This window comes from Massilia sp. FBCC-B171 (genome assembly GCF_059134155.1).
On sequence record NZ_CP101443.1, the window covers coordinates 4,184,916 to 4,210,518 of the forward strand.

25 protein-coding genes are annotated in these 25,603 nt (G+C 64.3%); 12 read left to right on the forward strand and 13 right to left on the reverse strand.

Translation table 11 applies throughout. The annotated features are described in order from the left end of the window. Nucleotides 1-34: 34 nt before the first annotated feature. The 3 genes from glnL to glnA form a co-directional block, all read right to left on the reverse strand. A complete protein-coding gene (gene glnL, locus NMB41_RS18955) occupies nucleotides 35-1,126 on the reverse strand; it encodes a nitrogen regulation protein NR(II) (RefSeq protein ID WP_494379352.1) in 1,092 nt (363 codons plus the stop codon). Beyond that, the gene (locus NMB41_RS18960) at nucleotides 1,123-1,635 is read right to left on the reverse strand and encodes a DUF4124 domain-containing protein (protein ID WP_494382873.1); all 513 of its coding nucleotides are present in this window, start codon (nucleotides 1,633-1,635) and stop codon (nucleotides 1,123-1,125) included. The genes glnL and NMB41_RS18960 overlap by 4 nt, the downstream gene beginning before the upstream one ends. 151 nt (nucleotides 1,636-1,786) lie before the next feature. Further along, the gene (gene glnA / locus NMB41_RS18965) at nucleotides 1,787-3,202 is read right to left on the reverse strand and encodes a type I glutamate--ammonia ligase (protein WP_494379353.1); all 1,416 of its coding nucleotides are present in this window, start codon (nucleotides 3,200-3,202) and stop codon (nucleotides 1,787-1,789) included. A gap of 318 nt (nucleotides 3,203-3,520) precedes the next feature. On the opposite strand from glnA, the gene NMB41_RS18970 reads away from it, so the two are divergent. Next, complete coding sequence (locus NMB41_RS18970) at nucleotides 3,521-3,979, forward strand: rhodanese-like domain-containing protein (protein ID WP_494379354.1); 459 nt, start codon at nucleotides 3,521-3,523, stop codon at nucleotides 3,977-3,979. Nucleotides 3,980-4,155: 176 nt separating this feature from the next. Here the strand turns inward: NMB41_RS18970 and NMB41_RS18975 are convergent, their stop codons facing one another. From NMB41_RS18975 to NMB41_RS18990, 4 genes are all read right to left on the reverse strand, one after another. Further along, a complete protein-coding gene (locus NMB41_RS18975) occupies nucleotides 4,156-6,111 on the reverse strand; it encodes a CocE/NonD family hydrolase (RefSeq protein ID WP_494379355.1) in 1,956 nt (651 codons plus the stop codon). 61 nt (nucleotides 6,112-6,172) lie between these two features. Beyond that, nucleotides 6,173-7,564, reverse strand: coding sequence for a TAXI family TRAP transporter solute-binding subunit (locus NMB41_RS18980; RefSeq protein ID WP_494379356.1), 1,392 nt, complete (start codon nucleotides 7,562-7,564; stop codon nucleotides 6,173-6,175). Further along, nucleotides 7,552-10,788, reverse strand: coding sequence for a transglycosylase domain-containing protein (locus NMB41_RS18985; RefSeq protein WP_494379357.1), 3,237 nt, complete (start codon nucleotides 10,786-10,788; stop codon nucleotides 7,552-7,554). Before NMB41_RS18985 ends, NMB41_RS18980 begins: the two co-directional genes overlap by 13 nt. 344 nt (nucleotides 10,789-11,132) lie before the next feature. Then, nucleotides 11,133-11,969, reverse strand: a complete 837-nt coding sequence (locus tag NMB41_RS18990) for an EI24 domain-containing protein (RefSeq protein WP_494379358.1) — start codon at nucleotides 11,967-11,969, stop codon at nucleotides 11,133-11,135. Between the two features lie 130 nt (nucleotides 11,970-12,099). Between NMB41_RS18990 and NMB41_RS18995 the strand changes: the two genes are divergently transcribed. Next, the gene (locus NMB41_RS18995) at nucleotides 12,100-12,453 is read left to right on the forward strand and encodes an FKBP-type peptidyl-prolyl cis-trans isomerase (RefSeq protein ID WP_494379359.1); all 354 of its coding nucleotides are present in this window, start codon (nucleotides 12,100-12,102) and stop codon (nucleotides 12,451-12,453) included. Between the two features lie 190 nt (nucleotides 12,454-12,643). Next, complete coding sequence (locus NMB41_RS19000; protein ID WP_494379360.1) at nucleotides 12,644-12,898, forward strand: acyl-CoA-binding protein; 255 nt, start codon at nucleotides 12,644-12,646, stop codon at nucleotides 12,896-12,898. A gap of 55 nt (nucleotides 12,899-12,953) precedes the next feature. Here NMB41_RS19000 and NMB41_RS19005 read toward each other — a convergent pair whose 3' ends face one another. Further along, nucleotides 12,954-13,235, reverse strand: a complete 282-nt coding sequence (locus NMB41_RS19005; RefSeq protein WP_494379361.1) for a polyhydroxyalkanoic acid system family protein — start codon at nucleotides 13,233-13,235, stop codon at nucleotides 12,954-12,956. A 158-nt stretch (nucleotides 13,236-13,393) separates the two neighbouring features. Here NMB41_RS19005 and NMB41_RS19010 point away from each other — a divergent pair, with 158 nt between their 5' ends. From NMB41_RS19010 to NMB41_RS19040, 7 genes are all read left to right on the forward strand, one after another. Further along, nucleotides 13,394-14,938, forward strand: a complete 1,545-nt coding sequence (locus NMB41_RS19010; RefSeq protein ID WP_494379362.1) for a hypothetical protein — start codon at nucleotides 13,394-13,396, stop codon at nucleotides 14,936-14,938. Continuing rightward, on the forward strand, nucleotides 14,935-15,216 hold the full coding sequence (locus tag NMB41_RS19015) for a protealysin inhibitor emfourin (protein ID WP_494379363.1): 282 nt from the start codon (nucleotides 14,935-14,937) through the stop codon (nucleotides 15,214-15,216). The genes NMB41_RS19010 and NMB41_RS19015 overlap by 4 nt, the downstream gene beginning before the upstream one ends. Before the next feature lie 187 nt (nucleotides 15,217-15,403). Next, on the forward strand, nucleotides 15,404-15,727 hold the full coding sequence (gene fdxA, locus NMB41_RS19020) for a ferredoxin FdxA (RefSeq protein WP_494379364.1): 324 nt from the start codon (nucleotides 15,404-15,406) through the stop codon (nucleotides 15,725-15,727). A 140-nt stretch (nucleotides 15,728-15,867) separates the two neighbouring features. Then, nucleotides 15,868-16,965 (forward strand): NAD(P)/FAD-dependent oxidoreductase, encoded by a 1,098-nt coding sequence (locus tag NMB41_RS19025; RefSeq protein WP_494379365.1) that lies wholly within the window; start codon nucleotides 15,868-15,870, stop codon nucleotides 16,963-16,965. Between the two features lie 299 nt (nucleotides 16,966-17,264). Beyond that, nucleotides 17,265-18,500, forward strand: coding sequence for a polyhydroxyalkanoate depolymerase (locus NMB41_RS19030; RefSeq protein WP_494379366.1), 1,236 nt, complete (start codon nucleotides 17,265-17,267; stop codon nucleotides 18,498-18,500). Between the two features lie 163 nt (nucleotides 18,501-18,663). Beyond that, a complete protein-coding gene (locus NMB41_RS19035; RefSeq protein ID WP_494379367.1) occupies nucleotides 18,664-19,275 on the forward strand; it encodes a hypothetical protein in 612 nt (203 codons plus the stop codon). A gap of 21 nt (nucleotides 19,276-19,296) precedes the next feature. After that, a complete protein-coding gene (locus tag NMB41_RS19040; protein WP_494379368.1) occupies nucleotides 19,297-19,878 on the forward strand; it encodes a hypothetical protein in 582 nt (193 codons plus the stop codon). A 75-nt stretch (nucleotides 19,879-19,953) separates the two neighbouring features. On the opposite strand, the gene NMB41_RS19045 is transcribed toward NMB41_RS19040, so the two are convergent. Together NMB41_RS19045 and NMB41_RS19050 are read right to left on the reverse strand one after the other, a co-directional pair. Continuing rightward, complete coding sequence (locus NMB41_RS19045) at nucleotides 19,954-20,151, reverse strand: hypothetical protein (RefSeq protein ID WP_494379369.1); 198 nt, start codon at nucleotides 20,149-20,151, stop codon at nucleotides 19,954-19,956. 122 nt (nucleotides 20,152-20,273) lie between these two features. Continuing rightward, nucleotides 20,274-20,705 carry an RcnB family protein gene (locus NMB41_RS19050; RefSeq protein WP_494379370.1) on the reverse strand — a complete coding sequence of 144 codons (432 nt, stop codon included), beginning with the start codon at nucleotides 20,703-20,705 and terminating at the stop codon, nucleotides 20,274-20,276. Between the two features lie 143 nt (nucleotides 20,706-20,848). Here NMB41_RS19050 and rsxB point away from each other — a divergent pair, with 143 nt between their 5' ends. Both rsxB and nth read left to right on the forward strand, forming a co-directional pair. After that, nucleotides 20,849-21,556, forward strand: coding sequence for an electron transport complex subunit RsxB (gene rsxB / locus NMB41_RS19055; protein WP_494379371.1), 708 nt, complete (start codon nucleotides 20,849-20,851; stop codon nucleotides 21,554-21,556). After that, entirely contained in the window at nucleotides 21,556-22,257 is a 702-nt protein-coding gene (nth, locus tag NMB41_RS19060) for an endonuclease III (RefSeq protein WP_494379372.1), read from the forward strand. The genes rsxB and nth overlap by 1 nt, the downstream gene beginning before the upstream one ends. Nucleotides 22,258-22,261: 4 nt before the next feature. Here the strand turns inward: nth and NMB41_RS19065 are convergent, their stop codons facing one another. From NMB41_RS19065 to proB, 3 genes are all read right to left on the reverse strand, one after another. Next, on the reverse strand, nucleotides 22,262-23,866 hold the full coding sequence (locus tag NMB41_RS19065) for a methyl-accepting chemotaxis protein (protein ID WP_494379373.1): 1,605 nt from the start codon (nucleotides 23,864-23,866) through the stop codon (nucleotides 22,262-22,264). A gap of 241 nt (nucleotides 23,867-24,107) precedes the next feature. Next, a complete protein-coding gene (locus tag NMB41_RS19070; protein WP_494379374.1) occupies nucleotides 24,108-24,470 on the reverse strand; it encodes a nuclear transport factor 2 family protein in 363 nt (120 codons plus the stop codon). An 8-nt stretch (nucleotides 24,471-24,478) separates the two neighbouring features. Then, a complete protein-coding gene (gene proB / locus NMB41_RS19075; RefSeq protein ID WP_494379375.1) occupies nucleotides 24,479-25,597 on the reverse strand; it encodes a glutamate 5-kinase in 1,119 nt (372 codons plus the stop codon). Between the last annotated feature and the right edge of the window lie 6 nt (nucleotides 25,598-25,603).

Below are 25,603 nucleotides of genomic sequence, written 5' to 3' on the forward strand. Positions count from 1 at the left end.
TCGTGGACACGGCCCAATCGCAGCTGCCCGCTCCTTATGGGAGCGGCAGCAGGATCCGGAAATCCGTCAGTCCAGGCCGGCTTTCGCACTCGATCATCCCCAGGTGCTGCTGCACGAAGGTTTGCGCCAGCGTCAGCCCCAGGCCGCTGCCGCCATCCCTGCCCGACACCAGCGGGTAGAAGATACGGTCGCGGATCTCGGGTGCGATGCCCGGTCCATTGTCGATGATATGCAAGTCTAATGCCAGGCCGTAGCGGACCTTCGCCAGCGTGACCTGGCGCGCCACCCGCGTGCGCAAAACGATCTCCGCGTCCCCGGCCGCAATCCGGCTTGCTACCGCCTGCGCGGCGTTGTGGACGATGTTCAGGACGGCCTGGATCAGCTGTTCCTTGTCGCCCCTGAACTCGGGGATCGAGGCGTCGTAGTCGCGCCGGATCGACAGGCCGTTCGGGAATTCGGCCAGCACCAGCGAACGCACGCGCTCGCAGACTTCGTGGATGTTGACGTCGCCGACGATGTGGGGTTTGCGGTGCGGCGCCAGCAGCCGGTCGACCAGGGTTTGCAGGCGGTCGGCTTCCTTGATGATGACCTGCGTGTATTCCTTGAGCTCGCCCAGATGCAAAGGCGGCAGCTCGAGCTCCAGCAATTGCGCGGCGCCGCGGATGCCGCCCAGCGGGTTCTTGATCTCGTGCGCGAGGTTGCGAATGAGTTCCTTGTTGGCCTGGCTCTGGTCGAGGAAGCGTTCCTCGCGGTCGAGCTTCAACTGCTGCACGTTTTCGCGCAGCTCGATCAGCACTTCGCCGTTCTCCAGGCTGCTGGCGATCGAATGCACGTGCAGGGTTTCGCGGCCCTGGCGCTCGAGCGCGAGGTCCTGGCGCAGGTCGGCATACTGGTGGGTGCGGGTCTGCTCGCACAGGGCGGCCAGTTCGTCGCCATTCGAGAACAAAGCCGACAGGGTCTGGCGCGACAGGGATTTGAGCGAGGCGTCGAGCATGTTCTCGGCCGCCGGATTGGCATAGCGCACGCGGTCGTGCGGGTCGACCAGCAGCACGCTCGACGCAAGCAGCTCCAGGCCGGCAAAGCGGCCCGGCTGGGCTGCGCGCTCGAATTCGGTCATGGGACTCATTTGATGTTGGCGATCTCGCGCCGCAGCGCTTCGATGTTGCGTTCGGTGCGGCTGATGTCGTCGCGCATGCTGGCTACGCGCTCCTGGTATTTGGCGTAATTGCGCTCATTGCCCTGGCGGTCAGGCTCGCCGTTCTTGAAGACTTCGCGCAGGCTGGCCAGCTTCGCCTCTTCGGCGCGCAGCTCGTCGTTGAGGATGCCGCGCCGGTCGTCGTCGCGGGCGCGCTGCTGCGAGGTGTCGACGCGCGGGAAGTTCGACGGACTCGGGCTGGGCGCGGCAGCCGGCGCCGCACTGCCGGTGCGCGCCGCGGCCGGGGCCGGGCCACGCCGTTCGACCGGCGCCGGGATATAGCCCGGCAGGTCGAGCGCCTTGCAGCCCTTCTTGCCGGTATCGGTGAACTCGACGCGGCCTTGCGCATCGACGCATTTGTAGACCGTGGTTTGTGCCTCGGCCGCGCCGCTGAAGATTACGCCGGCAGCGAGGGCAAGCCGGGTCACACTGGTTGTCATACGCATCAGTAGAAGCTGCACTGAGAAGTGTGCGAGGTGGAGTTGAGCCGAATATACCGCATCCATAAAAAAACGCGGGGAAAGCCATCGGCCCTCCCCGCGTTTGTTACCTGCGCTTACAGCTTATGATGCCGTAGCGCAACAGTACAGATTACGACGAGTAGTACATGTCGAACTCGACCGGGTGCGGGGTCATGCGCATGCGCTGCACTTCGCCCATCTTCAGTTCGAGGTAAGCGTCGATCATGCTGTCGCTGAAGACGCCGCCGCGGGTCAGGAACTCGCGGTCCTTGTCCAGCGCTTCGAGGGCTTCTTCGAGCGATGCGCAGACCGTCGGGATCAGCTTGTCTTCTTCCGGCGGCAGGTGGTACAGGTCCTTCGAGGCGGCTTCGCCCGGATGGATCTTGTTCTGGATGCCGTCCAGGCCCGCCATCAAGAGCGCGGCGAAGCACAGGTAGACGTTGGCCAGCGGGTCCGGGAAGCGCACTTCGATGCGGCGGCCCTTCGGGTTCGGGACGTGCGGGATGCGGATCGAAGCCGAACGGTTACGGGCCGAGTAAGCCAGTTTCACCGGCGCTTCGTAGCCAGGCACGAGGCGCTTGTACGAGTTGGTGCCCGGGTTGGTGATCGCGTTCAGCGCCTTGGCGTGCTTGATGATGCCGCCGATGTAGAACAGCGCCGTTTCCGACAGGCCGGCATAGCCGTCGCCCGCGAACAGGTTCTTGCCGTCTTTCCAGATCGACTGGTGCACGTGCATGCCCGAGCCGTTGTCGCCGTTGATCGGCTTCGGCATGAAGGTTGCGGTCTTGCCGTAGCTGTGGGCGACGTTCCAGACCACGTATTTCAGGTTCTGGGTCCAGTCGGCGCGTTCGACCAGGGTCGAGAAGCGGGTGCCGATTTCGTTCTGGCCGGCGCCGGCCACTTCGTGGTGGTGCACTTCGACCGGGATGCCGAGCGATTCGAGGATCAGGCACATTTCCGAGCGCATGTCCTGGAAGCTGTCGACCGGAGGGACCGGGAAATAGCCGCCCTTGACCGTTGGACGATGGCCGCTGTTGCCGCCCTCGGTCGTCGCATCGGTCGACCACGAGGCTTCGTCGGAATCGATCTTCACGAAGCAGCCCGACATGTCGATTTTCCAGCGGATCGAATCGAAGATGAAGAATTCAGGTTCCGGACCGAAGAAGGCGGTGTCGCCCAGGCCGGTGGACTTCAGGTAGGCTTCGGCGCGCTTGGCGATCGAGCGTGGATCGCGGTCATAGCCCTTGCCGTCCGACGGTTCGATCACGTCGCACTGCATGAACATGGTCGTCTCTTCCATGAACGGGTCGATGTTCGCGGTCGATGGGTCCGGCATCAGGATCATGTCCGATGCTTCGATGCCCTTCCAGCCGGCGATCGACGAGCCGTCGAAGGCGTGGCCCGACTCGAATTTGTCGAGGTCGAAATGCGACACGGGGACAGTGACGTGCTGCTCTTTACCGCGGGTATCCGCAAAGCGGAAATCCACGAACTTCACTTCGTTGTCCTTCACCATCTGCATCACATCTGCCGCTGTCTTTGCCATGCGTTTCTCCTAAATAAAATGGGGTGCCGATTCAGGCGAGATCGTTTCCGACCCGTCAACCTGCCTGCGACATGCTTGCAGGAATATATGCAGGAACCATGCCAGCGTTTCCGGCATGAGCAAATGCGCTATCGTTCTTTGGAAAGCCGTGAGTTTAACCATAAAATCTTCTTCGATATGCAAATATTCAATGGTGCAGCCCCGCTCGCCATTTGCACCATTTTGGTGCAAATCACGATAAGCGCACCATTTTGAGGCAGCGCGCACCGTTTCGGCAAGCGTGCGCCAGCGCGGTGCGAACCAGACAAGGACCTTGATATGAAAACGACCAAAGACATTCTCGACGCCGCACGCGCGCGCACCGCGGGCCAGCCCTATGCGGGCGCCGTCACCCCGGACGAGGCCTTCATGCTGCTGCAGGCCGCGCCCAACGTAAAACTGGTCGACGTGCGCACCAACGCCGAGCGCGATTGGGTCGGCCGCGTGGCGGTGCCGCAAGGCCAGCACCTGGCCATCGAATGGGCAACGTACCCGGGCGGCCAGCCGAATCCCCAATTCGGCGCGCAACTGGAAGGCATCGCCGGCAAGGACGAGATCCTGCTCTTCCTGTGCCGCTCCGGCGTGCGCTCGCGCCACAGCGCGCGCGTGGCGACCGAACTGGGGTATGCGAATGCGTTCGATATCCTGGAAGGCTTCGAGGGCGACAAGGATGGCGAGGGGCACCGCAAGACGGTCGGTGGATGGTGCAAGGCGGGATTGCCCTGGGTTGGGGCGTGAACCGGCAAACGATGCTTTAAACCCGTAGGGTGGGCGGCTATGCCGCCCACGCGTTCAACGCACGGTTGAATAGTCGCGGCTGATCCTGGGCTGGTTGAACGCGTGGGCGGCGTCGAGGCAGCGTGCATTCATCCTTTCAGGTCTAGCCGCCCACCCTACGTCCTACGTCGCCCCGGTTAGTTAGCGGGCAGCACCATCACCTGCAGCCCCGACGCCGCATCCGGCGCGCGGTACACGCGCTGGGTCGCCTTCTTGAAATCCTCAGGTTTGGCTTTCGGGATCGACGTAAACGTCTGCGGATTCAGGTCGACCAGCGGGAACCACGAACTCTGCACCTGCACCATGATGCGGTGGCCGCGGCGGAAGGTGTGGTTGACCTGGCCGATGCCGAAGCTGAGCGCCTCGACCTTGCCAGGCACGAAGGGCTCGGGCTTCTCGTAGCTGTTGCGGAATTTGCCGCGCAGCGGATTGCCGCGCACCAGCTGCTGGTAGCCGCCCATTTCCACTTTGGGCGCCGCAACGTCGCCGCCCTTGTGTTCAACGGGCGTTTCCGGGTAGGCCGCCGGATACACGTCGATCAGTTTCACCACCCAGTCCGCGTCCGTCCCGGTGGTCGAGACGAACAGCTTCGGCGTCACCGGGCCGGCGATCGTCACGTCTTCTTCCAGCACCTCGCTCTGGTAGACCAGCACGTCGGGACGGGTCGCGGCGAAACGCTGGTCCGAAACCATGTATTCCTTCGGCACGCCGGTGGCCGCATAGGCGATGAAGGGCACCGGCTTCTTCGGGTCGGCGACGTATTCGTCGTAGGCGGCGCCTGATGCCGCCGGCTGCTTCCATTCGAGCTTGCCGTCGGCGCCGAAATACAGCGTGCGCGGTTTCGCCTGTGCCGGCGGCCAGGCCGCGTAGCGGCGCCAGACATTGCTGCCGGTTTCAAAGGCCGTGACTTCGGCGATCGCGCGTTCGGGTTTCGCGCCCTTCAGGTGCTGCTCGAAGAAGGGAAACTGCAGCTCCTTGCGGAAGTGTTCCGAGGTCTTGCTGTCGAAGCTGACGTGGCCGAGGCGTGCGCCCTCGCCGCGCGCCCAGCCGCCGTGCACCCAGGGACCGATTACCAGGCTGTTGACGATGCCCGGGTTCTGCTTTTCGATCGCGCTGTAGGTCGTGAACGGCCCCTGCAAATCTTCCGCATCGAACCAGCCGCCCACGGTCAGCACGGCCGCCTTGATGTTCTTCAGGTGCGGAGCAATGGCGCGCGACTGCCAGAAGGCGTCGTAGGTGTCGTGTTCGATGTTCGGCATGAAGAGCGCGCGCTGCTGCTCGCTCATGCTGGCGGCGATGTTCGACAAGGTGAGGCGCTTGAGAAAGAAGTCGTAGCCGCTGGTGGTGCCGTAATCGAAGTCGGCCCAGGTCTTGGGCAGCGGCGTCGGGTTCGGCGCGTCGGTGAAGGCGGCGTAGAAATCGAAGTTCGCGGCCAGCATGAAGGCGCCGCCATGATAGGAGTCGTCGCCCATGTAGAGGTCGGTCACCGGCGCCTGCGGCGAGGCGGCCTTGATGGCCGGGTGCGAATCGATGATGCTGGCCGCCGTATAGAAGCCCGGATAGCTGATGCCGTGGATGCCGACTTTGCCGTTATGGTGAGGGACGTTTTTGAGCAGCCAGTCCACGGTGTCGTGCATGTCCTGGCTTTCGATGCCTTCGCCCGCCGCCCGTTTGGCCTGGGCATGCGGCGTCATCTCCTGCCACTTCCCTTCCGACATATAGCGCCCGCGCACGTCCTGGCTCACGAAGATATAGCCGGCGTCCTCGAACTCGCGCGACGGGCCGATCCGCTCGGGGAACCAGTCGACGCCATAGCGCAATTCTCCCTGCGCCTGGACGCCGGCGCTGTAGGGCGTGCGCGACATCAGGAAGGGGTAGCTGCGGCTGCTGTCCTTCGGCACGTACACGGTCGTAAACAGCCGGGCGCCGTCGCGCATCGGGATGCGGTATTCGTACTTGGTATAGGTTTCGCGCAGGTTGCGCTTGGCAACCGGTGCCTGCGCCGCGCCGTCGTAGCCGGCAGCCTGCGCAGGCGCGGGACCAAAGGCGAGCGCCATGCACAGCGCAAGGAGGGGAAGCGGACGACGGATCATGGTTTCCTTCAGCAACGAATACACGGGGGCCGCCAGTGTAATCGTATTTGAACGGAAATTGTTATTCGGGCAAGCCGTCGTCGGCCGTGGCCGTCGCCTTCAGGCGCTGGCGCACGATGTTGATGTGCCCGCGCAGGCCGTACAGGCCGTCGGCATAGGCCAGCGGGATCGAAATGTGGTTCACTTGCTCCTCGATCTCGTCCAGCCGGTGCAGCAGCTCGGCGCGCACGGTCTCGCGCTGCGCCTCTTCCACCCGCTCCCAGGCTTGTTCCACCGCGCGCAGTTCGCCATACCAGCGGTAGACGCGCGAACGCACGCGCCACACGTAGAGTGGCGGCACGATTTTAGAGAGCGGAATCACCAGCGCGGCCAGCGCCACCACCACGACCCAGAGCCGCTCGAACAGGTTGGCTACCCAGAACCGCATGTAGCGCTGCAGGAAGGGCGGACCGTCGCGGTAGTATTTCGCCGCTTCCTCGGCCACCGGGATCTCGGTGAATTTCGGCGACGGGAACTGGCCCTGCTGCTGGAACCACCCTGCCCCGCCGTGGATGTCGGTCGCCGCTTTCACGAACAGGTCGATCAGCGCCGGATGCAAGTCCTCGCGCGCCACCAGGGTGGCCGTCGGTGCGATCAAGTGGTAGTCCTGCGCCGGGATGTCGCGCCCGAGATCGACGATCCCGCGCGGCAGCGTCACGTGCGTGAGGAAAGGCAGGCGCCGCGTATATGCGTCGGCCTGCGAGAAATTGAAGAGGCGGATGCCCGGGGTCTGCAGCAGCATCTGGATCAGCGGCGCTTCCGGCGCCGAGCTGAAGACGAGACCGTCGATGCGCCCTTCCAGCAGTTCGACGGTGGCCGACGTGTTCTCGAGCGCGCTGATGGTCAGCTCCTGCGGCTCGACGCCGTTCACCGCCAGCACTTGCCGGAACAGGTTCGGCACGCCCGTGCCTTCCGGCCCCAGGTTGATGCGCAGGCCGCGCAATCCGGTCAGGTTGTTCGTTTTGACGCTATCGCGTAAAAACAGCCAGACCGGTTCGGTGAACAGGCTGCCCAGCGAGACGAGACCGAGCTTGCCCGCCTCCTCCTCGCTGGTCGAACCACTCTGCACGAAAGCGATGTCGGCCTGCCCGCTGCGCAGGCGTTCCAGATTCTGCAGGGAGCCCAGGGTCGGCTGGAGGGCGACGCTGATCTCGTCCTTCTTCAGTGCAGCTGCGTATTGCGCACCGAAGGCCTGGTAGGCGCTGTTGTCCTGGCCGGTCGCCAGGCGCACGCTGCGCGGCGGCGCCGGGTCGACCAGCAGGTAGGCGGCGATAAAGGCCGCGGTGACGAGGATGATGGTCGGCCCCGAGGCGACCAGCAGGTCGCGCAGCGAGACGAAAGAAAAATTGCGGATGCTGGAAACGGCGCGCCGGCTGGCCTGGCGCGCCTTGTCACCCGCACTCAACGTACGCACTGGCGCGTTGCGCCCACGCTGCCTTGCGGCGGTTCGATCATCGGCATCAGGCTTGGCGCCAGCGTGACGAGAAGCTGCGAGGGCAGCGCGCTGGTGAAGTCGTAATTTTCCGATTGCGGACCATGCACATAGGCCGTCATCGAACCGTAGAAGCGCTCGCCGATGTTGAACACGAAGGTCGCCGAGCGGTTCACATAGCGCGACTCGATCAGGCGCCCGCCGCGTGCATAGACGTCGAAGCGCTGGTCGCCGGTACCGGTCTTGCCGCCCACCGCAATGACGTTGCCGTCGGCCGTGGCAAAAGCGGTCTTGACGCGCTTGGCGGTGCCGTCCGAGACCACGCCGCGAATCGCATCGGCCACCGCGCGCGCCACTTCCGGCGCCAGCACGACTTCATGCTCGACCTTCTTCGCACGCTTGACCAGGGTTTCGTAAGGCGTGCCCTTGGCGAAGTGCAGCGAATCGATGCGCTCGACGGGTTTGCGTACGCCGCCGTTGATGATGATGCCCATCAGTTCGGCCAGCGCGGCCGGCCGGTCGGCCGAGGCGCCGAGCGTGGTCGCGTAGGACGGCACCAGCGAATCGAAGGGATAACCCATCTTCTTCCACTGGGCGTGGATCTTGAGGAAGGATTCGACTTCCAGCAGGCCCGCGATGCGCTTGTCCTGGGCGTTCTTGCGGTTGGTCTTGAAGAGCCAGGAATAGACTTCCTGGCGCTCCTTGACGCTCGCTTTTACCGCTTCGCTCCAGCCCGGTTTCGGATGGGTGCGCAGGTAGCCGACCAGCCAGAGTTCCAGCGGATGGACCGAGGCGACATAGCCGCGGTCGGCCAGCGACATGGTGGCCGGGGCATACTGCGCGTACATCTTCTCGATGCGTTCCGGGTCGACCTCGTTGGGCAGCGCGGCGTCGATGAAGGCGCCGAATTCCTGCAGCGTTGCGTTGGGAGCGATCGTGCGGTGCACGGCGGCCAGTTTCGAAGCGGCCGGACGCACGCCCGCCAGCAGCAGGGCCTGGGCTTCGGCCCCGGTCTTGCCCTTGTACTTGTTCCAGAATTTCGCGAGGAAGGTCTTGCCTTCGGCGTCGGCGAAGCGGGCCAGGTATTCGGCGCGGCGCGGATCGTCGGCGTCGGCCAGCAAGGCGGCCGAGGAACCCGGCAGCTGGAACATGTAGTAGCGCGCGACGTCGCGCATCATGCGCACGAAGACCAGGTTGGTCGACTGCTGCAGCGCTTCCTGCACCGTCATGATCTTCGCATTGTCGAGTTTACTGAAGTTGCCGAAGTAGTGCAGGCCGCCGCCGGTGAAGAAGCCTTCGCCCGGATTGGCCGAATACTTGCGCGCCATCGCGGCGGCCAGCATGGGGGTCAGGCCGCGGTCGGCATTGGCCGGCAGCGCCTGGAAGTATTCCACGCCCCACTGGCTCATGCGGTCCTTCGGATCGATGCGCGCTTCGCGCAGCGACTTCGGATCCATTTCGCCGTAGCGCTTGTGCAGCTGGTCGACGATGTCGAGATAGGTGACGAGGGTGCGCAGCTTGGCCGTCGAGCCCAGGTCGAGCTTGGCCTGTTCGTTGATGTCGAGCGGCTGGTCGTAGTTATCGGTCTGCACGCGCAGGTAGTTGACGTTCTCGCCGCGTTCCATCAGCGTGAAGCTGTAGACCACTTGCGAGGGGTCGCCGTTGCCGAGCAGGCCCTTGCCGGTCAGGCCCGCTTCCGCCGCCGCTTCCGGCGTGGTGAGGCGGCGCAGCGCCGCGGTCACGGCTTGCTGGGCTTCGGCGTCGAGTGTCGAGACGACCGACATGTCGAGGCGGTCGAGGTTGTACAGGCGCGGTTCGCCCAGCAGGTAGCCGAGGTGGTTGCGCACCGCGTTCGAGGCCTTGCGCGAAACGAAGGCGTTCGCGGCCGGCGCTTCGACGCCGGAGCCGAGCGCCGGTTTCAGTTTGACGGCGAGCGCGGCGTCGCGCAGCTGCGGCGTGATCACGCCGGCTTGCGCCAGCACGCGCAGGTGGCTGTTGGTGAGCGTCTCGAGGTCGGCTTCGCCGGCGCCCAGATAATAGGCCGGGCGGCGCTGCGCGATCATCAGCGACAGCGCTTCCTTGTAGACCAGCACCGATTCCGGCGTGTCCATGCGGCCCTTGAGGGTCTGGCTCACCGTGTTGAAATCGCGGCCGTACCAGACCCACATGCCGTCGCCCAGGCCATTCACTTCGCCGTAGCCTGATTTTGCCGACAGCGGCACGGTGTTCAGGTAGTCGAGCACGATCTGGCGGCGCGAACCGGTCGTGTCTTCGCCGTCGCGGTAGGCGCGCAGCGTGGCCGAGGCCATCTGGATCAGTTTGTCTTCCAGCGAGGCGGTGCGCCCTTCCGGCGAGTGGCGGTATTTTTCGATCTGCGTGGCCAGGGTCGAGCCGCCGGCGACGCGCCCGCCGCTGCTGATGCCGATGGCACTGAGCGACTTGTCGAACACGGCTTTCGAGAAGCGGTCCCATTCGACGGCCGGATTGCGTTTCGGGTAGGCCGGGTCGAGCAGCTCGCGGTTCTCGATGAAGAGCAGGCTCTGCACCAGCAATTGCGGCGTGTCGTCGAAGCGCTCGTAGAAGCGCTCCGGGAAGCGCGAGGCGAACAGCGGCTGGCTGCGGCAGTCGAGGATCTCGAGGCCGGTGCGGGTCTTTTCGCTGTAGGTGGCGAACAGGCCGCGGTCGGCCAGTTCGAGCATCTTGGGCGACATGCGTGCCTGGGAATCGATCAGGTAGTCGCGCGTCTGCAGCTTGGTGAGGAAGGCCGGCAGGTGCGAATAGCCGAGGCGCGCGTCGTACGGGCTTTCGGCCGGGAAGCGGATCGCATCGCTCGTGCCCTTTTCCATGCGGTAGTGCACGTCCTTCATCATGCCGGCGAAGATTTTCGCCTGCAGCGTCGAGGTACGCGTTTCGTAGACCGCATAGACGGAGCCAGCGGCGACGACCACCAGCAGCAGGCCGAACAGGATGAGCTTGCCGCGGCCCTTGCCTTTCGGCGGCTCGCCTTCGTGCTCGGGTTCGGCCGTGCTGCCGGCGGCGTCCTCGGGCAGCTGGTCCGGCGAGGTCGCGGCTTCCGTCACCAGCGACAGGTGAGGAAGCGGCGCTTCCGCTGCCGCATCGATGGCGGGCGCGGCATTGCCGTCGGCTTGTCCGCGCAAGGCGCGAAATACGTTACGGGGCCGTTTGAAACGGCGGGTGCTTTCCATGATGGCTCAACCGGTTTGAATCGTAATTCCTGCAATCCCTGTCAACCTGCTCGCCATCCCTGCTGCCGGTCTGTTCGAGTAATTGAGGTGGTCTTTTGTTAACTGTGTGATGCTTATGTCAGCGCCCGATTTTGACTCGTTTTTTTCAGCGCTCCCAAGCCATCATTCCACCACATCAACAGGTTTTGCATGAAGTCCTGTTCAAGAAATTTGACCTGCCCGGATCTTTTTCGCAAAAAAACAACGGCAGAGTTAGCTCTATGGCATTGATGCCTACAAGCATTGGTATTGCCTCCCTACACAGCACCATTTTTTGGTACGGACGGCCTTTTTTTCAGGCGGCGTCAAGCGGCCAGCGGCGCGTTCGCATCCTGCCGGCGCAGGTCTTCCAGCACCTGCAGACAGTAGTACTGGAACCATAGTCCGGTGAACAGGAAAATCAGCACATACAGCCAGGCCGACAGGATCGCCAGGAAAGGAAACAGCGCCATCGCCAGCACCGCGCCGCCCATCCAGGCGATTCCCGGCAGCGCGCCCAGCACGCCCGAGACCATGCCGATGCCGAGCAGGGGCCAGCGGTACCGGTGCATGATGGCGCGGCGCTCGTCGGTGCTGGCATGCGCGGCCAGCGCGTCGTAGCTCATCACGCGCGAAGACACCCAGCCCCACAGCGCCGCCTGTACCGCGACCGCCAGCGGCGGCACCGCATACAGCGGGATCGTGCACACCCACAAGAGCGCGAACACCAGCACGCTGGTGATGTTCATCCAGATGCTGCCGGCGAAGCTGCCGCCCTCCTTCTGTTCGAGCTTGGGGAACTGGCGCCGGCTGACGTATTTCTCGATCGCCGGCATGGCGAACACGCCCATGAACAACAGGGCCGAGGCAATCATCAGGGGAAGCAGCAGCAGGATCGCCATCAGCGGCACCACGACCACCTTCAGCATGCCCAGGCCCAGCGTGGAGAGCCAGCTGCCGCTGGCCTGGAACCAGCCGTATTCGCGGAACAGGGCGTCGAGCCAGTCGAACAGCGCCGGCCCGAAGGCCCACAGCAGGCCGCCCCAGACCAGCAGCGACAGCAGCAGCGGCACCAGCGACAGCACCATCATGCGCGGGGAGAATCCGGCGCGCAGGGCGCGTGCCCAGGCGGTAAAGGGGCCGTTCAGGTGGGATGCAGGCATGGTCGTGAAGGTCCCAATATCAAAATACCATTGTAGACGGGTTTCGCGGGCGGGCCGCCGCGCCGCGCTGGATGGCAGTTTTGCGGGGCATGCACTACAATCCCCGTTCACAGATTATCGAGGGAACAACATGTCCACTACCACCACTTCCGGCCTGCAATACGAAGACACCGTCGTCGGCGAAGGCGCCGAAGCCACAGCCGGTGCCTACGTCACCGTCCACTACACCGGCTGGCTGCGCAACGACGACGGCACCGCCGGCGCCAAGTTCGATTCCAGCAAAGACCGCAACGATCCGTTCCAGTTCCCACTGGGCGCCGGTCACGTGATCAAGGGCTGGGACGAAGGCGTGCAAGGCATGAAGGTCGGCGGCGCGCGCCGCCTGACGATCCCGGCAAGCCTGGGCTATGGCGCCCGCGGCGCCGGCGGCGTGATCCCGCCGAACGCGACGCTGATCTTCGACGTCGAACTGCTGGCCGTCTAAGCAGCACCCGCCCTGCCGCGCCCCCCGATGGCGGCGCTGCGGGGCCTGACGCCGCGCGTCGAGCATCCCCTCTAAAGTGGCGCCTCAAAACGCGCTATCTCCTGCCGCGTGCGCTAATATGGCCGCGCGCATTGCCTTACAGACAATGCACCGACATCGCACCACCATGCAACCAGACACAGGAGTTTTTATGAGCTTGCAAGACCAGTTTACCCAGGCCCAGGCCGATTCGAAGAACCTGCCGGAACGTCCGGACAACATGACCTTGCTGAAGATCTACGCGCTCTTCAAGCAGGCCTCGACGGGCGACGCCACGGGCGAGCGTCCGGGCTTCACCGACATGGTCGGCCGCGCCAAGTTCGACGCGTGGGATGGTTTGAAAGGCACCTCGAAAGAGGAAGCCATGCAGCAGTATGTGGATTTGATCGAAGAACTGAAGGGCTAAGCCTTTCGTGATGGGCCGGGACCGCGCAATGCGTCCCGGCCACCCACGAAACCGATCACGCCGACGCGAAAATCCGGCGCATCTTGTCCGTCACCTTCGCCTCGATCGCGGGACGAAACGCACTCATCAGCAGTCCCAGCCTGATCTGCAGCGCCGCGCGCTGTTCGCCCAGGGTCAGGGCGCCTTCGACGCCGCTGCGCTCGAAACGCAGTACATCCCCTTCCCAGCGCCACTGCATGCCGAATTCGGCGGCCACTTTGTCGGCCACCTGCTGCGCCGCGGCGCGTGCCCGTTCCGGGCTCAGGTTGTGTTCCTGGACGATTTGAATGTCGGCCATGTGTGTTCCTTTCTTCTGCTGATGCGCTAGACAATCCGCCATGATGCCAGTTGCATCGCTCAGATACCAGTCCGCTACGCAATTGATCCTAGTCAAAACCGCTTCCGTGGGGCGCGCGAGAATCTGTTGAGGTATCTCAATCATGCGAGGATTGCGCCATGGAACAACGAGCACTATTGCCGGATGACCCCATTACTTTCGAACGCGATCAGCCGCCGGTCGCCTTTGTTCCCACCCCGAGCGCCGCCTATCGCCAGCACCGCAAGGCAGCCCAGCTGCTCGACCAGCCCGGCGCCCCGCGCGGCACCGGCGCGCCGCCCGATGCGGGCGTGCCCCTGCCGTATGCCTTCGGCGCACGCGTGCTGATGTGGAAGCAGGATCCCTCGGTGCTCGACATGGGCACCCGCAAAGCCTTCCTGCCCGGCGTGGTGCTGGCCGGCCCGCGCGACGCCCGCATTGCTTCCGGGGACCCCGGCATCAGCCCGGTCGAGCCGAACGCCTTCGGCGACTTCGTCACCATGCCCGACACGCCCCAGTTCGACGCCGTCCACACCTTTGCCGTGGTGCGCCAGACGCTGACCATGTACCAGCGCTCCTTATCGTCCGCCGGGGCCGAGATGCCGCTGCCCTGGCAGTGGAACAGCAGCATCGACACGGCGCCGCTGCACATCTTCCCCTACGGCTTGCCGAACGTGATGAACGCCTTCTACAGCCGCAGCCAGAACTGCCTGAAGTTCGGCGACTTCGTGCCCTCCGGCCAGAAAGAGCGGGTCTTCACCTGCCGCTCCTTCGACATCGTCGCCCACGAAACAGGCCACGCCGTGCTCGACGGCCTGAAACCCCACTGGCTGCTGGCCGATGCCCCGCCGCAAACGGGCGGCCTGCACGAAGCCTTCGGCGACCTGACCGCGATTTTCCTGGCCCTGTCCCAGCTCGACCAGTGCGAAGCGGTGGTGGCCCAGACCAAGGCGCGGCTGCACGACAAGACTTTCCTTGCCGATATCGCCGAGCAGTTCGGCCTCGCGCTCGGCGGCACCACGGGCCTGAGGAATGCCGACAATGATTTGACGCTGTCCCAGGCCGGCACCCAGGTGCATGCGATCTCGCAGGTGTTCACGGGCGGCGTCTACGACATCCTGGCCGACATCTTCGGGCTCGAGCGCAACCCGGCCTTCGAGGACGACGCCGCCGTCCTGCACCGGGTGGCCGCCTGGCTGCGCGGCCTGGTGCTGCGCGCGCTGGTGGCCGCGCCCGACATTGCCGCCACCTATGCCGACGTCGTCAACGAAATGCTGCGCCTGTGCGTGGAAGACGGCAAGCCGGCCACCTATCATGACGCGATCCGGCACCAGTTCACGATCCGCGAGGTCGTCGGCGAGGAAGTGGCTGACGACACGCCCGTCCCCGCCGAGCCTGCCGGGCCGACCGCCGCCGCGGCCCCCTGCTTCAAGCGCCTGAGCGCGGTCGTCTGCGACGAACCCGGCGCCCAGCAGGACCGGCGCGCCTGCTGCGGCACCATGAACCTGGCCGAGTACTACAACATCGAACGCGTGCTCGACCTCGAGGCGCAGGCGCTGGCGCGCTGGTGCGCCGAGCGCGGACGCAACGGCCCGGCCGGCGAAGAGTTGCCGCTCGACGCCCCGCCACCGTCCGGGGACCAGTCCCGGGCCGCGCTCGTGGCGCCGGTCGCGGCGCTCCCATGAGGATCCACGCCACCATGGCCGGCGGCTTCGCCGGCATCGAGCGCTGCGTCGACATCGACACGGCCTGCCGCCACGACGGCGCCGCCCTGGAAGCGCTGGTGCGCCAGGCCGACTTCTTCGGCGCCAGCCCGCCGCACGCGGTCGGGGCCGACCTGCCGACCTGGACCATCACGGTCGAGGATGGCCAGCGCTGCCATTCGGTCCTGCTGGCCGACGACGGTTCGCTGGACGCGGCCGGCTGGCCGGCCTTGCTGGCCCATCTGCGCTCGCTGGCCTGAGCGTAGCAGCCCTGCCCCGCCCGCCGAGGGCCAAATCGCGCGTCGTGCATCACATTTGCTTATGTATATTGTGTCTAAGCGTGATTTGTAGGAAAGCTCGAATTGCCCTAGAATACAGTGCTTTGCCATGTTGGCGGCCCCTCGATGCGCCCTAACGCTGCGGCACCCCACCATAGATAGGACTGTTATGACCCACGTTGTCACCGAATCGTGCATCAGCTGTCGTTATACCGACTGCGTCGATGTATGCCCGGTCGATTGTTTCCGGGAAGGCCCGAATTTCCTTGCGATTGACCCTGACGAGTGCATCGACTGCGCCGTGTGCGTGGCCGAATGCCCGGTGAATGCGATCTATGCCGAGGAAGACGTGCCGGGCGACCAGCAGCAATTCATCAAGATCAATGCCGACCTGTCGCGCAACTGGCCGTCGATCACCAAGACCAAGGCGGCCCTGCCCGACGCGGATCAGTGGAAAGACGTCAAGAACAAGCTGGAACAGCTGGCCCGCTAATCCAGGTTTTGTTGCGCTTGCTGGGGCCGGTTTTCACCGCCGTCAGCAAGCGTGCGTCATCCATGGCACACTAGCGGCCATCGCATGAACGGGCAGTGCTTCAGCGCCCCTCTATTCAAAAATCAACAGGACCATTGCGCATGACTATCAGTGCCACCCATGATGCGGGCAGCATCGCCCCCAACAGTTCGTTCGCCGGCGCCATCGACGCCGATGCCGTCATCATTGGCGCGGGCCCGGTCGGCCTGTTCCAGGTCTTCGAACTCGGCCTGCTCGAGATCAAGGCCCACGTCATCGACTCGCTCACAGCCGTCGGCGGCCAGTGCGTCGAGCTGTATCCCGACAAGCCGATCTACGACATCCCCGCCGTGCCTGTGTGCACCGGCCAGGAACTGACCGACAACCTGCTCAAGCAGATCGAGCCTTTCGAGCCGACCTTCCACCTGGGCCAGGAAGTGACGACCGTGCAGCGCCGCGAAGACAACCGCTTCAATGTCGAGACCTCGGCCGGCACCCGTTTCATCACGAAAACCATCTTCATCGCGGCCGGCGTCGGTTCTTTCCAGGCGCGCACGATCAAGGTCGACGGCATCGACAAGTTCGACAACACCCAGCTGCACTACCGCGTCAAGGATCCGAGCCAGTTCGAAGGCAAGAACCTGGTCATCTGCGGCGGCGGCGACTCCGCCCTGGACTGGGCCCTGAATTTCGTCGGCAAGGCCGAGTCGGTCGTGCTGCTGCACCGCCGCGAAGACTTCCGCGCGGCCCCTGCTTCGGTGGCCAAGATGAAGGCCCTGTGCGACGAATATGAAATGCAGCTGATCATCGGCCAGGTCACCGGCTTCGACGAAACCGACGGCAAGTTGACGGAAGTGAAAGTCACCGGCGCCGACGGCGTTACCCGCCGCGTGCCGCTCGACATGCTGCTGGTCTTCTTCGGCCTGTCGCCGAAGCTCGGCCCGATCGCCGAATGGGGCCTGGACATCGAACGTCGTCAACTGAAGGTGGTCGACACCGAGAAGTTCGAAACCAACGTGCCGGGCATCTTCGCCGTGGGCGACATCAACACCTACCCGGGCAAGAAGAAGCTGATCCTGTCGGGCTTCCACGAAGCGGCCCTGGCTGCCTTCGGCGCGGCGCCCTACATCTTCCCCGACAAGAAGATCCACATGCAGTACACGACGACCTCGCCGAAACTGCACAAGATCCTCGGTGTCGAAACGCCAGTGTTCGATTGAGCACGACCGTTCAGTTACAGGAATACGACAGTGCCCCGGTCCTCCGGGGCATTTGTTTTTATGTGTGCCGCATCACCGACGGCCTAGCAAAATCGGGTGTATAACCGCATTACGCGTGGACCAAACAGGGTTTGCATGAGCTTATGATGGAAACGGATATTTCCACCCGTCAAGCAAGTTATCCTATAATTGGTTGATTAAATTTCGCGCACTGAGTACGGAGCCAACACGGCGTTCATACGAGGCGCAAGGGTCCGGGCAACGCGTCCGGACAACACGCACCATACGAAGGAATTACTATGCTTTATCAATTGCACGAGATGCAACGCTCCTTCCTGACCCCGCTGATGCAATGGGCGGATGCGTCGTCGAAGCTGTTCTCGAACCCGGTTTCCCCATTCGCCCACACACCGTTCTCGCAGCGTATCGCCGCGGGTTACGAGCTGATGTACCGATTGGGCAAGGATTACGAAAAGCCGGCCTTCGGCATCGACACCGTCGCCATCAAGGGCGAGCCGGTCGCCATCAAGGAGCACGCAGCGGTCACCAAGCCGTTCTGCAAACTGGTGCATTTCAAGAAAGACCTGCCGGAGGCGGCGTTTGCCGCACTGGCGCAGCCGACCGTCCTGCTGGTCGCCCCGCTGTCGGGCCACCACTCGACGCTCTTGCGCGACACCGTGCGCGCCCTGCTGCCGGACCACGACGTCTTCATCACCGACTGGATCGATGCGCGCATGGTGCCCCTGTCGGACGGTCCGTTCCACCTTGATGACTACATCTATTACGTGCAGGACTTCATCCGCGCCCTCGGCCCGGACGTGCACGTCATTTCCGTCTGCCAGCCGACCGTGCCGGTGCTGGCCGCGATCTCGCTGATGGCCAGCGCCAACGATCCGAAGCTGCCGAAAACCATGACCATGATGGGCGGCCCGATCGACCCGCGCAAGTCGCCGACGGCGGTCAACGACCTGGCCACCGAAAAGCCGTTCTCGTGGTTCGAAAACACCGTGATCTACGCGGTGCCGGGCAACTACCCAGGCTATGGCCGCAAGGTCTATCCGGGCTTCCTGCAGCACGCCGGCTTCATCGCCATGAACCCGGGCCGCCATGCCCAGTCGCACCGCGAGTTCTACCAGCACCTGATGCGCGGCGATGACGAGTCGGCCGAAAGCCATCGCCAGTTCTACGACGAATACAATGCCGTGCTCGACATGCCGGCCGAGTACTACCTCGACACGATCAAGACCGTGTTCCAGGAATTCCGCCTGCCAAAAGGCACCTGGGAAGTCGGCGGCAATCTGGTGCGTCCGCAAGACATCAAGACGGTCGCCCTGCTGACCATCGAAGGCGAGCTCGACGACATCTCGGGCGCCGGCCAGACCCAGGCCGCCCATGACCTGTGCAGCAGCATTCCGGAAAACATGAAGCGCGACTTCGTGGCGCCGAAGGCCGGCCACTACGGCATCTTCTCGGGCCGCCGCTGGCGCGAGACGATCTGCCCGAAACTGGGCGAGTTCATCCGCGAATTCGGCTGATCTTTCCCAACCGCGGCTGACCCAGCCGACGCCCCGCCAGCCTGCACGGCTGCCGGGGCTTTTTTTTCGTCTGTGACAAAGGGAGAGATTTGCAGCTTAGCAATACGATATCCTCTGGCTACCGGCTTTTTGCCGCCTAAAAACTATTCAGGGGATTTCTACGATGACTACTGCATTTGCACGCCCGCTGCGCCGCGCCGCCAGCGCCCTGCTCCTGGCCGGCTCTGCGCTGCTGACCGGCTGCGCCAGCTTTTACGTCGACACCGCCACGCGCGAGGTGCCGGTTGCCCAGTTCAAGAAAGTCGGCACGCCGAAACCGGTCGCCTTCAGCTTTGAATTCCAGTCGCGCGGCGCACCGAATGCGCGCGCTACCGAATTCCTGCAAGCACAGGTGCAAGAGCAAGTAGCCAACAGCGGCCTGTTCTCGACGCTCGGCGCAGGCAGCGACAGCGCGCGCCTGAATGTGCAGCTCAACAACATGCCGCTGACCGGCGAAAACGCCGCAGGCAAGGGCTTCGTGACGGGCCTGACCTTTGGCCTGGCCGGCAATGTCGTCACCGACGTCTATGAATGCAAGGTCACCTACCTGCCTGCGGGCCAGGGCACGCCGGTCGTGACCACCGCGCGCCACGCCATCCACACCGCGCTGGGCAACACCGCCGCGCCGGCCAATGCCGCCAAGTCGGCCAGCATGGAAGAAGCGATCCGCACCATGACGCGCCAGGTCGTGGCGAACGTGCTGAACGACCTGTCGCAGCAAACCACCTTCAACTAAATTTCAACCAAGGATAACAACATGAAGCGTTCACCATTTCGCCTGTTTGCCCTCTTCACTGCTGCCCTGATCGCGGTGCAATTGACCGGTTGCGCCACGCCCATGGGCGCGCCGCAGGCCAGCATCGACAACACCACCAAACTGCGCGGTGCCGGCCTGGCGCCGGCCAACCTGGGCAGCTTCACGCTGGCGCCGGGCCAGTCCCCCAGCGTCGACCAGGGCGTGGGCCTGCGCGGCTCGAAGGTGCATTCGCCCTACAACGACTCCTTCGCGCAGTATCTGAAGGAAACGCTGCGGGTCGAACTCGATGCAGCCGGCCTGCTCAATGCCAGCTCGCCCACCGTCATCAGCGGCACCCTCACCGAAAGCGATGCCGATGCGGCGATCGGCACCGGCACCGCCAAGCTTGGGGCGCGCTTCGTCGTCACCCGCGGCCAGACGGTCGCTTATGACCGCACCCTGCGCGCCGACGCCAGCTGGGAATCCTCGTTCGTTGGCGCGGTCGCGATCCCGCTGGCAGCAGGCCAGTACCAGGGCCTGTACCGCAAGCTCGCCGGCCAGCTGTTCGAAGATCCGGAGTTCCGCAAGGCACTGGTTCAGTAAGCGGCCACTACCAAATAAAAATGCCACGACATGTCGTGGCATTTTTTGTACTGCCGATGCTTTACGGTTGGCCGGTTACACCGCGTCTTCGCGCCGGTCGTCGCCGCGGGCGAAGTCAGGGTCGGCTTCTTCATCGTGGCCATCGCGGCGGTCGCCGTGGCGGCGGTCGTCGAGGGCTTCTTCCTGTGGTGCGCTGTCGCCCCCGCCCGGCGTGTGCGACACGATGCCGGTAGGATCGGGTTCAAGCAAGGGGGCGATAATCCATTCGTTCATATGTTCTCCTGTGAGCGTTGGCTGCGTGACGCAGCCCATGCCCACATTAAGCCATCGGCAGCGGATCGCATCTGTTCGATATGCCACTTAACCAAATAGCATCCCCATTTCTTTGTGCCGCGTCAGTTACCGAGGAAGACGTTGGCGATCAGGCCGGTAGCAATCGCCGCCAGCACGTAGTCGTTGCCGACCTGCACCCAGTGGTGTCCGCGTGGCGGCGCGCTCAGGCGGTGCGAACGCCAGTTGTCGACCACATACTGGCGGTTGTGGTAGTTCGACGGCAGGCGCTGGCCACGGTAGAGGTCGTGGCGCGGGCCGGCGCCGCGGTTGCGGGCGCGGTCGTCGCGGCGGTCGTCACGGTAATCGCGGCGCGCCTCGCGCCGGTCGTCGCGGTAGTCGCGGCGCTCTTCGCGCTGCTCGTTGCGGTACTCGCGGCGGTCTTCGCGGCGCTCCTGGGCGCGATCGTCGCGGTAGCCGCGGTCCTGGGCAGTCGCCGGGACGCTGGCGGCAAACATCAGGGCAATCATCGCCCGAGCAATCATCTTCTTCTTCATGGCTTACTCCCGCGGTTGGGGCCGACAGGCACGCCGGCAAGGACTCCAGTAAGCCATGGTCCGGGCAATGTTTCTGTACGCTTCCCCCACGCAAGCGACGAGCTCGCCAAGGCGCTTCGCGTTGGCTGCGCTTTTGTCGGATAATGACGCCTTTAGCCCACCTCCGCGCCGTGACCAAGACCCTTGCCGACCTGATCGAAGACCAGCTGCCGCAGACGCAATGCACGAAATGCGGCTATCCGGCATGCCGGCCCTATGCCGAAGCCATCGCCAGCGGCGAAGCCGAGATCAACCAGTGCCCGCCCGGCGGCATGGAAGGCGTGCGCCGCTTGTCGGCCGTCACCGGACGCAAGGTCATCCCGATCAACCCGGCCAACGGCGTCGAGCGTCCACGCCCGGTCGCCTTCATCGACGAAGCCCTGTGCATCGGCTGCACCCTGTGCATCCAGGCTTGCCCGGTGGACGCGATCCTGGGCGCGGCCAAGCAGATGCATACCATTTTGCCGAGCCTGTGCACCGGCTGCGACCTGTGCGTGGCGCCCTGCCCGGTCGACTGCATCAGCATGGTGCCGGTGACGGGCGAAGCCACCGGCTGGGCCGCCTGGTCGCAGCAGGCGGCCGACGCGGCGCGCGCACGCCACGACTTCCGCACTGAACGCTTGAAGCGCGAGCGCGAGGAAAACGATGCGCGCCTGGCCGCCAAAGCGGTCGAGAAGATGCGCGAAGTCACCGCCGAGGCGACGAATACACCCGAGGAACTGGCCGAGAAGGAGCGCAAGCGCGCCATCATCGCCGCCGCCATGGAGCGTGCCCGGCTGCGTGCGGCGCCTCCCGAGGATAAGACAAACTAATGAACCCGGCCAAACGTTTAGAAATATTTACGCGCTTCCGCGCCGCCAATCCGCATCCGACCACCGAGCTGGAATACACGACGCCGTTCGAACTCCTGATTGCCGTGCTGCTGTCGGCGCAGTCGACCGACGTCGGCGTGAACAAGGCCACGCGCCGCCTGTATCCGGTCGCGAACACGCCGCAGAAGATCCTCGAGCTTGGCCTCGACGAGCTGAAAACGTATATCTCGACCATCGGCCTGTACAACACCAAAGCCAAGAACGTGATCGCGACCTGTGAAATTCTGGTGCAGCAATATGGCGGCGAGGTGCCGCGCGCGCGCGAAGCGCTGGAGTCCCTGCCGGGCGTGGGCCGCAAGACGGCGAATGTGGTGTTGAATACGGCGTTTGGCGAGCCGACCATGGCGGTCGATACCCATATCTTCCGCGTCTCGAACCGCACCAACATCGCGCCGGGCAAGAACGTCGACCAGGTCGAGATGAAGCTGCTGAAATTCGTGCCGAAGGAGTTTTTGCAGGATGCGCACCACTGGCTGATCCTGCACGGCCGCTACACCTGCGTGGCGCGCCGGCCGAAGTGCTGGAACTGCATCATCAACGATTTGTGCGAGTTCCGCGCCAAGACGCCGGCGCCGCAGGGGTTGATCGCACCGGCGCCGGTGCCGCCGGTGCTGCCGGCGGACGCTCCGGTCCAGGCCTGATTCCTCAGGCGGCAGGCAAGGTGCGCGGCACGCCGCGGGCGAAGGTTGCCGGCGCATCGTTGGCGGCGTAAGACGCGCCCGAATCGCCTTCGAGCTTGAACACGCTCACTACCTTGTTCAGTGCCACGGTCTGCTCGCGCAGTGCATGCGCCGCCGCTGCCGCTTCCTCGACCAGTGCGGCGTTCTGCTGGGTCGCGCCATCCATCTCGGTGACGGCCCTGTTCACTTGCTCGATGCCGGCGCCCTGCTCCGCGCTGGCAGTGCTGATCTCGCCAATGATGTCCATCACGCGTTGCACGCTGGTGACGATCTCGGTCATTGTGGCGCCGGCCTCGTTCACCAGCACACTGCCGGCCTCCACACGCTCGACCGAGGCGTTGATGAGCAGCTTGATTTCCTTGGCCGCCGTGGCAGAGCGCTGCGCCAGGTTGCGCACTTCGGAAGCCACGACGGCGAAGCCGCGGCCCTGCTCGCCGGCCCTGGCCGCTTCGACCGCGGCGTTCAGTGCCAGGATATTGGTCTGGAAAGCGATACTGTCGATAACGCCGATGATGTCGACGATCTGTTTCGCCGAATCGCTGATCGACCCCATCGTGGTGACCGCGCGTTCGACCACGGCCCCACCTTTGACCGCAACGTCGCAGGCGCTGATGGCGAGCTGGTTGGCCTGGCGGGCATTGTCGGCGTTCTGCTTCATGGTCGATGCCAGTTCTTCCATCGACGAGGCGGTTTCCTCGAGGGCGCCGGCTTGCTGCTCGGTGCGCGCGGACAAATCCATATTGCCTTGTGCGATTTCTCCGGAGGCCACGCCGATTGTCTCGGCGCCGCTGCGCACGCGGGTGACGATCTGGGTCAGGCTCGTGTTCATGGCTTTCAGGGCGCCCAGTAGCTGGCCCGTTTCGTCATTCGATTTGACATCGATCCGCGCACGCAAATCGCCGCCTGCCACCGTGGTTGCCACCATCACGGCGTGGTTGAGCGGGCGCACGATCGAGCGCGACAGCATGAAGCCTGCGGCGATCGCGGCGGCCGAACCGAGCAGCATCGCCAGCGTGCTCAGCATGGTGGCGCGCTCGCTGCTCGCGTCGGCGTGGGCAACGCTTTGCATGGTGCTGGCGACGATTTCCTCACGCGCCTTTACCAGCAGTTCGGAAGGTGCACGGTCCTTGCCCTTGACCGCCTGGTCGCCGGCGCTCGCATCGAAAGCGGCTGCTTCGAATGCGGCATAGCCCTTGCGGTAATCCTGGCCCATCTGCGTGTGCGCACGGTCGAACTGCGCGATCAGCTCACGCTGGGATCCCGCCGGCAGCGCCGCGATCAGCGACTTCGCCTGTTGCGCAACCTTGCCCTCGCTTTCCTCGAAGGCTTTCCAGTACTTGAGGCGCTGGGCGTCGTCCTTGCCGCGCAACAGGGTGTTTTTCCATTCCTGGATCTGGGTTTTAAAGGTCGACAGCAGGGTCTCTACACCCTGGGCATGGCTGTAACTGGCCACGGCACCGTGGTAAGTAGAAATCGAACGATTCAGTTCACGCATGCCGAAAAAGCCGGCGCAGGCAACGACGAGGGCGACGGCGGCGAAGCAGAGGGGGAGTTTACGGCTCAGTTTCATTGTGGTCCGTGCAGAGAAAAGGTTGCGCTGGCGTCCTGCACCGGCATCTGCGGCAAGCAGAGTGCATAGTCAGGACGGATATAACCACTCTACAGTGGGTTATAGCAGTGCGGCAACGACAAGTTCCCATCGACATCATCAATCACACGAGGATGTCAATCGGCCACAACAATAGTTAATCGAATTATATGTGGTGTTTTGGCCGTTTCACCAAATATGCACCACATTAGTGCGCGAGCGATCAGCCTTCGAGCAGGGTCGTCGAACCGGTCGCAAACGAGGCATTCTGAATGCGCCCGTCGACGACTTCATACACGCACAACATCTCGAGCGTCCCCAGCCCGTCGGGTAAATTGCGCGTTACGATTTCGAGATCGGTGACAATATTCCCCAGCACCACGCGGCTGAGCAGGCGCGCGTGCAGGTCGGCTTCGGCAAAGCGCAGGACATAGCGCGCCCGGATCGCATCGATCCCTTCGGCCAGCATCGGTCCGTGCAGCGTGAACTGACGCGCGTCGGACGCATAGGTCAGCATCAGGGCGTCGATGTCTTTGGCGTTATAGGCGTCGAGCTGTGCCTGGACTACGGCGGCGGGATTGATCATAAAAACTTTCAAAGTAGGACTAAATTGTCGCGGTGGACCAGTTCCGGTCCCTCGATATAGCCGAGGATGGCTTCGATTTCGCGCGAGGAGTGGCGCATGATGCGGCGTACTTCGCCGCTGGTATAGCTGGTCAGGCCGCGCGCAATCGGCAGGCCCGCTTCGCTGACGCAGGTAATCACCTGGCCGCGCCCGAACTCGCCCTTGACGGCAAGCACGCCGATCGGCAGCAGGGACTTGCCCTCCTGCGTCAGCTTTTGCACGGCGCCGGCGTCGAGCACGACCTCGCCCGCCGTGTGCAGGTGGTCGACCATCCACTGGCGCCGCGCGGTCAGGCGCGTGGTGGCGGCGTTGAGTTCGGTGCCGATGGCTTCGCCCTGCGCCAGGCGAGTGAGCACTTCCGGCTCGCGGCCCCAGGCGATCACCGTGTGGGCGCCCGAGCGCGCGGCGCGGCGTGCGGCCAGCACCTTGGTCAGCATGCCGCCGCTGCCGATATTGCTGCCGGCGCCGCCGGCCATCGCCTCCAGGCTGGCGTCGCCGGCCTGGGCGCGTTCGATCAGCTGTGCGCCTGGATCCTTGCGCGGATCGGCGGAATACAGGCCGCGCTGGTCGGTCAGGATCACCAGGGCGTCGGCTTCGATCAGGTTGGCGACCAGGGCGCCCAGGGTGTCGTTGTCGCCGAACTTGATCTCGTCGGTGACGACGGTATCGTTCTCGTTGATGATCGGGACCACGCCCAGCCGGAGCAAGGTCGTCAGGGTGGCGCGCGCGTTCAGGTAGCGTTCGCGGTCGGCCAGGTCGGCGTGCGTGAGCAGCACCTGCGCGGTCTTCACCCCATGCGCCTTGAAACTGGTCTCGTAAATTTGCGCGAGGCCCATCTGGCCGACGGCGGCGCAGGCCTGCAGTTCATGGATGTCGTGCGGGCGGGAAGTGAAGCCGAGGCGCAGCATGCCTTCGGCGATCGCGCCCGAGCTGACCAGCACGACTTCCTTGCCGAGGGCGCGCAGCGCGGCGATCTGGTTGGCCCAGCGCGCGATGGCGTCGTGGTCGAGGCCGCGGCCTTCATTGGTGACGAGCGAGGAGCCGACCTTGACGATGATGCGGCCGGCGGCCTGGATGACGGATTTCATGGCGAG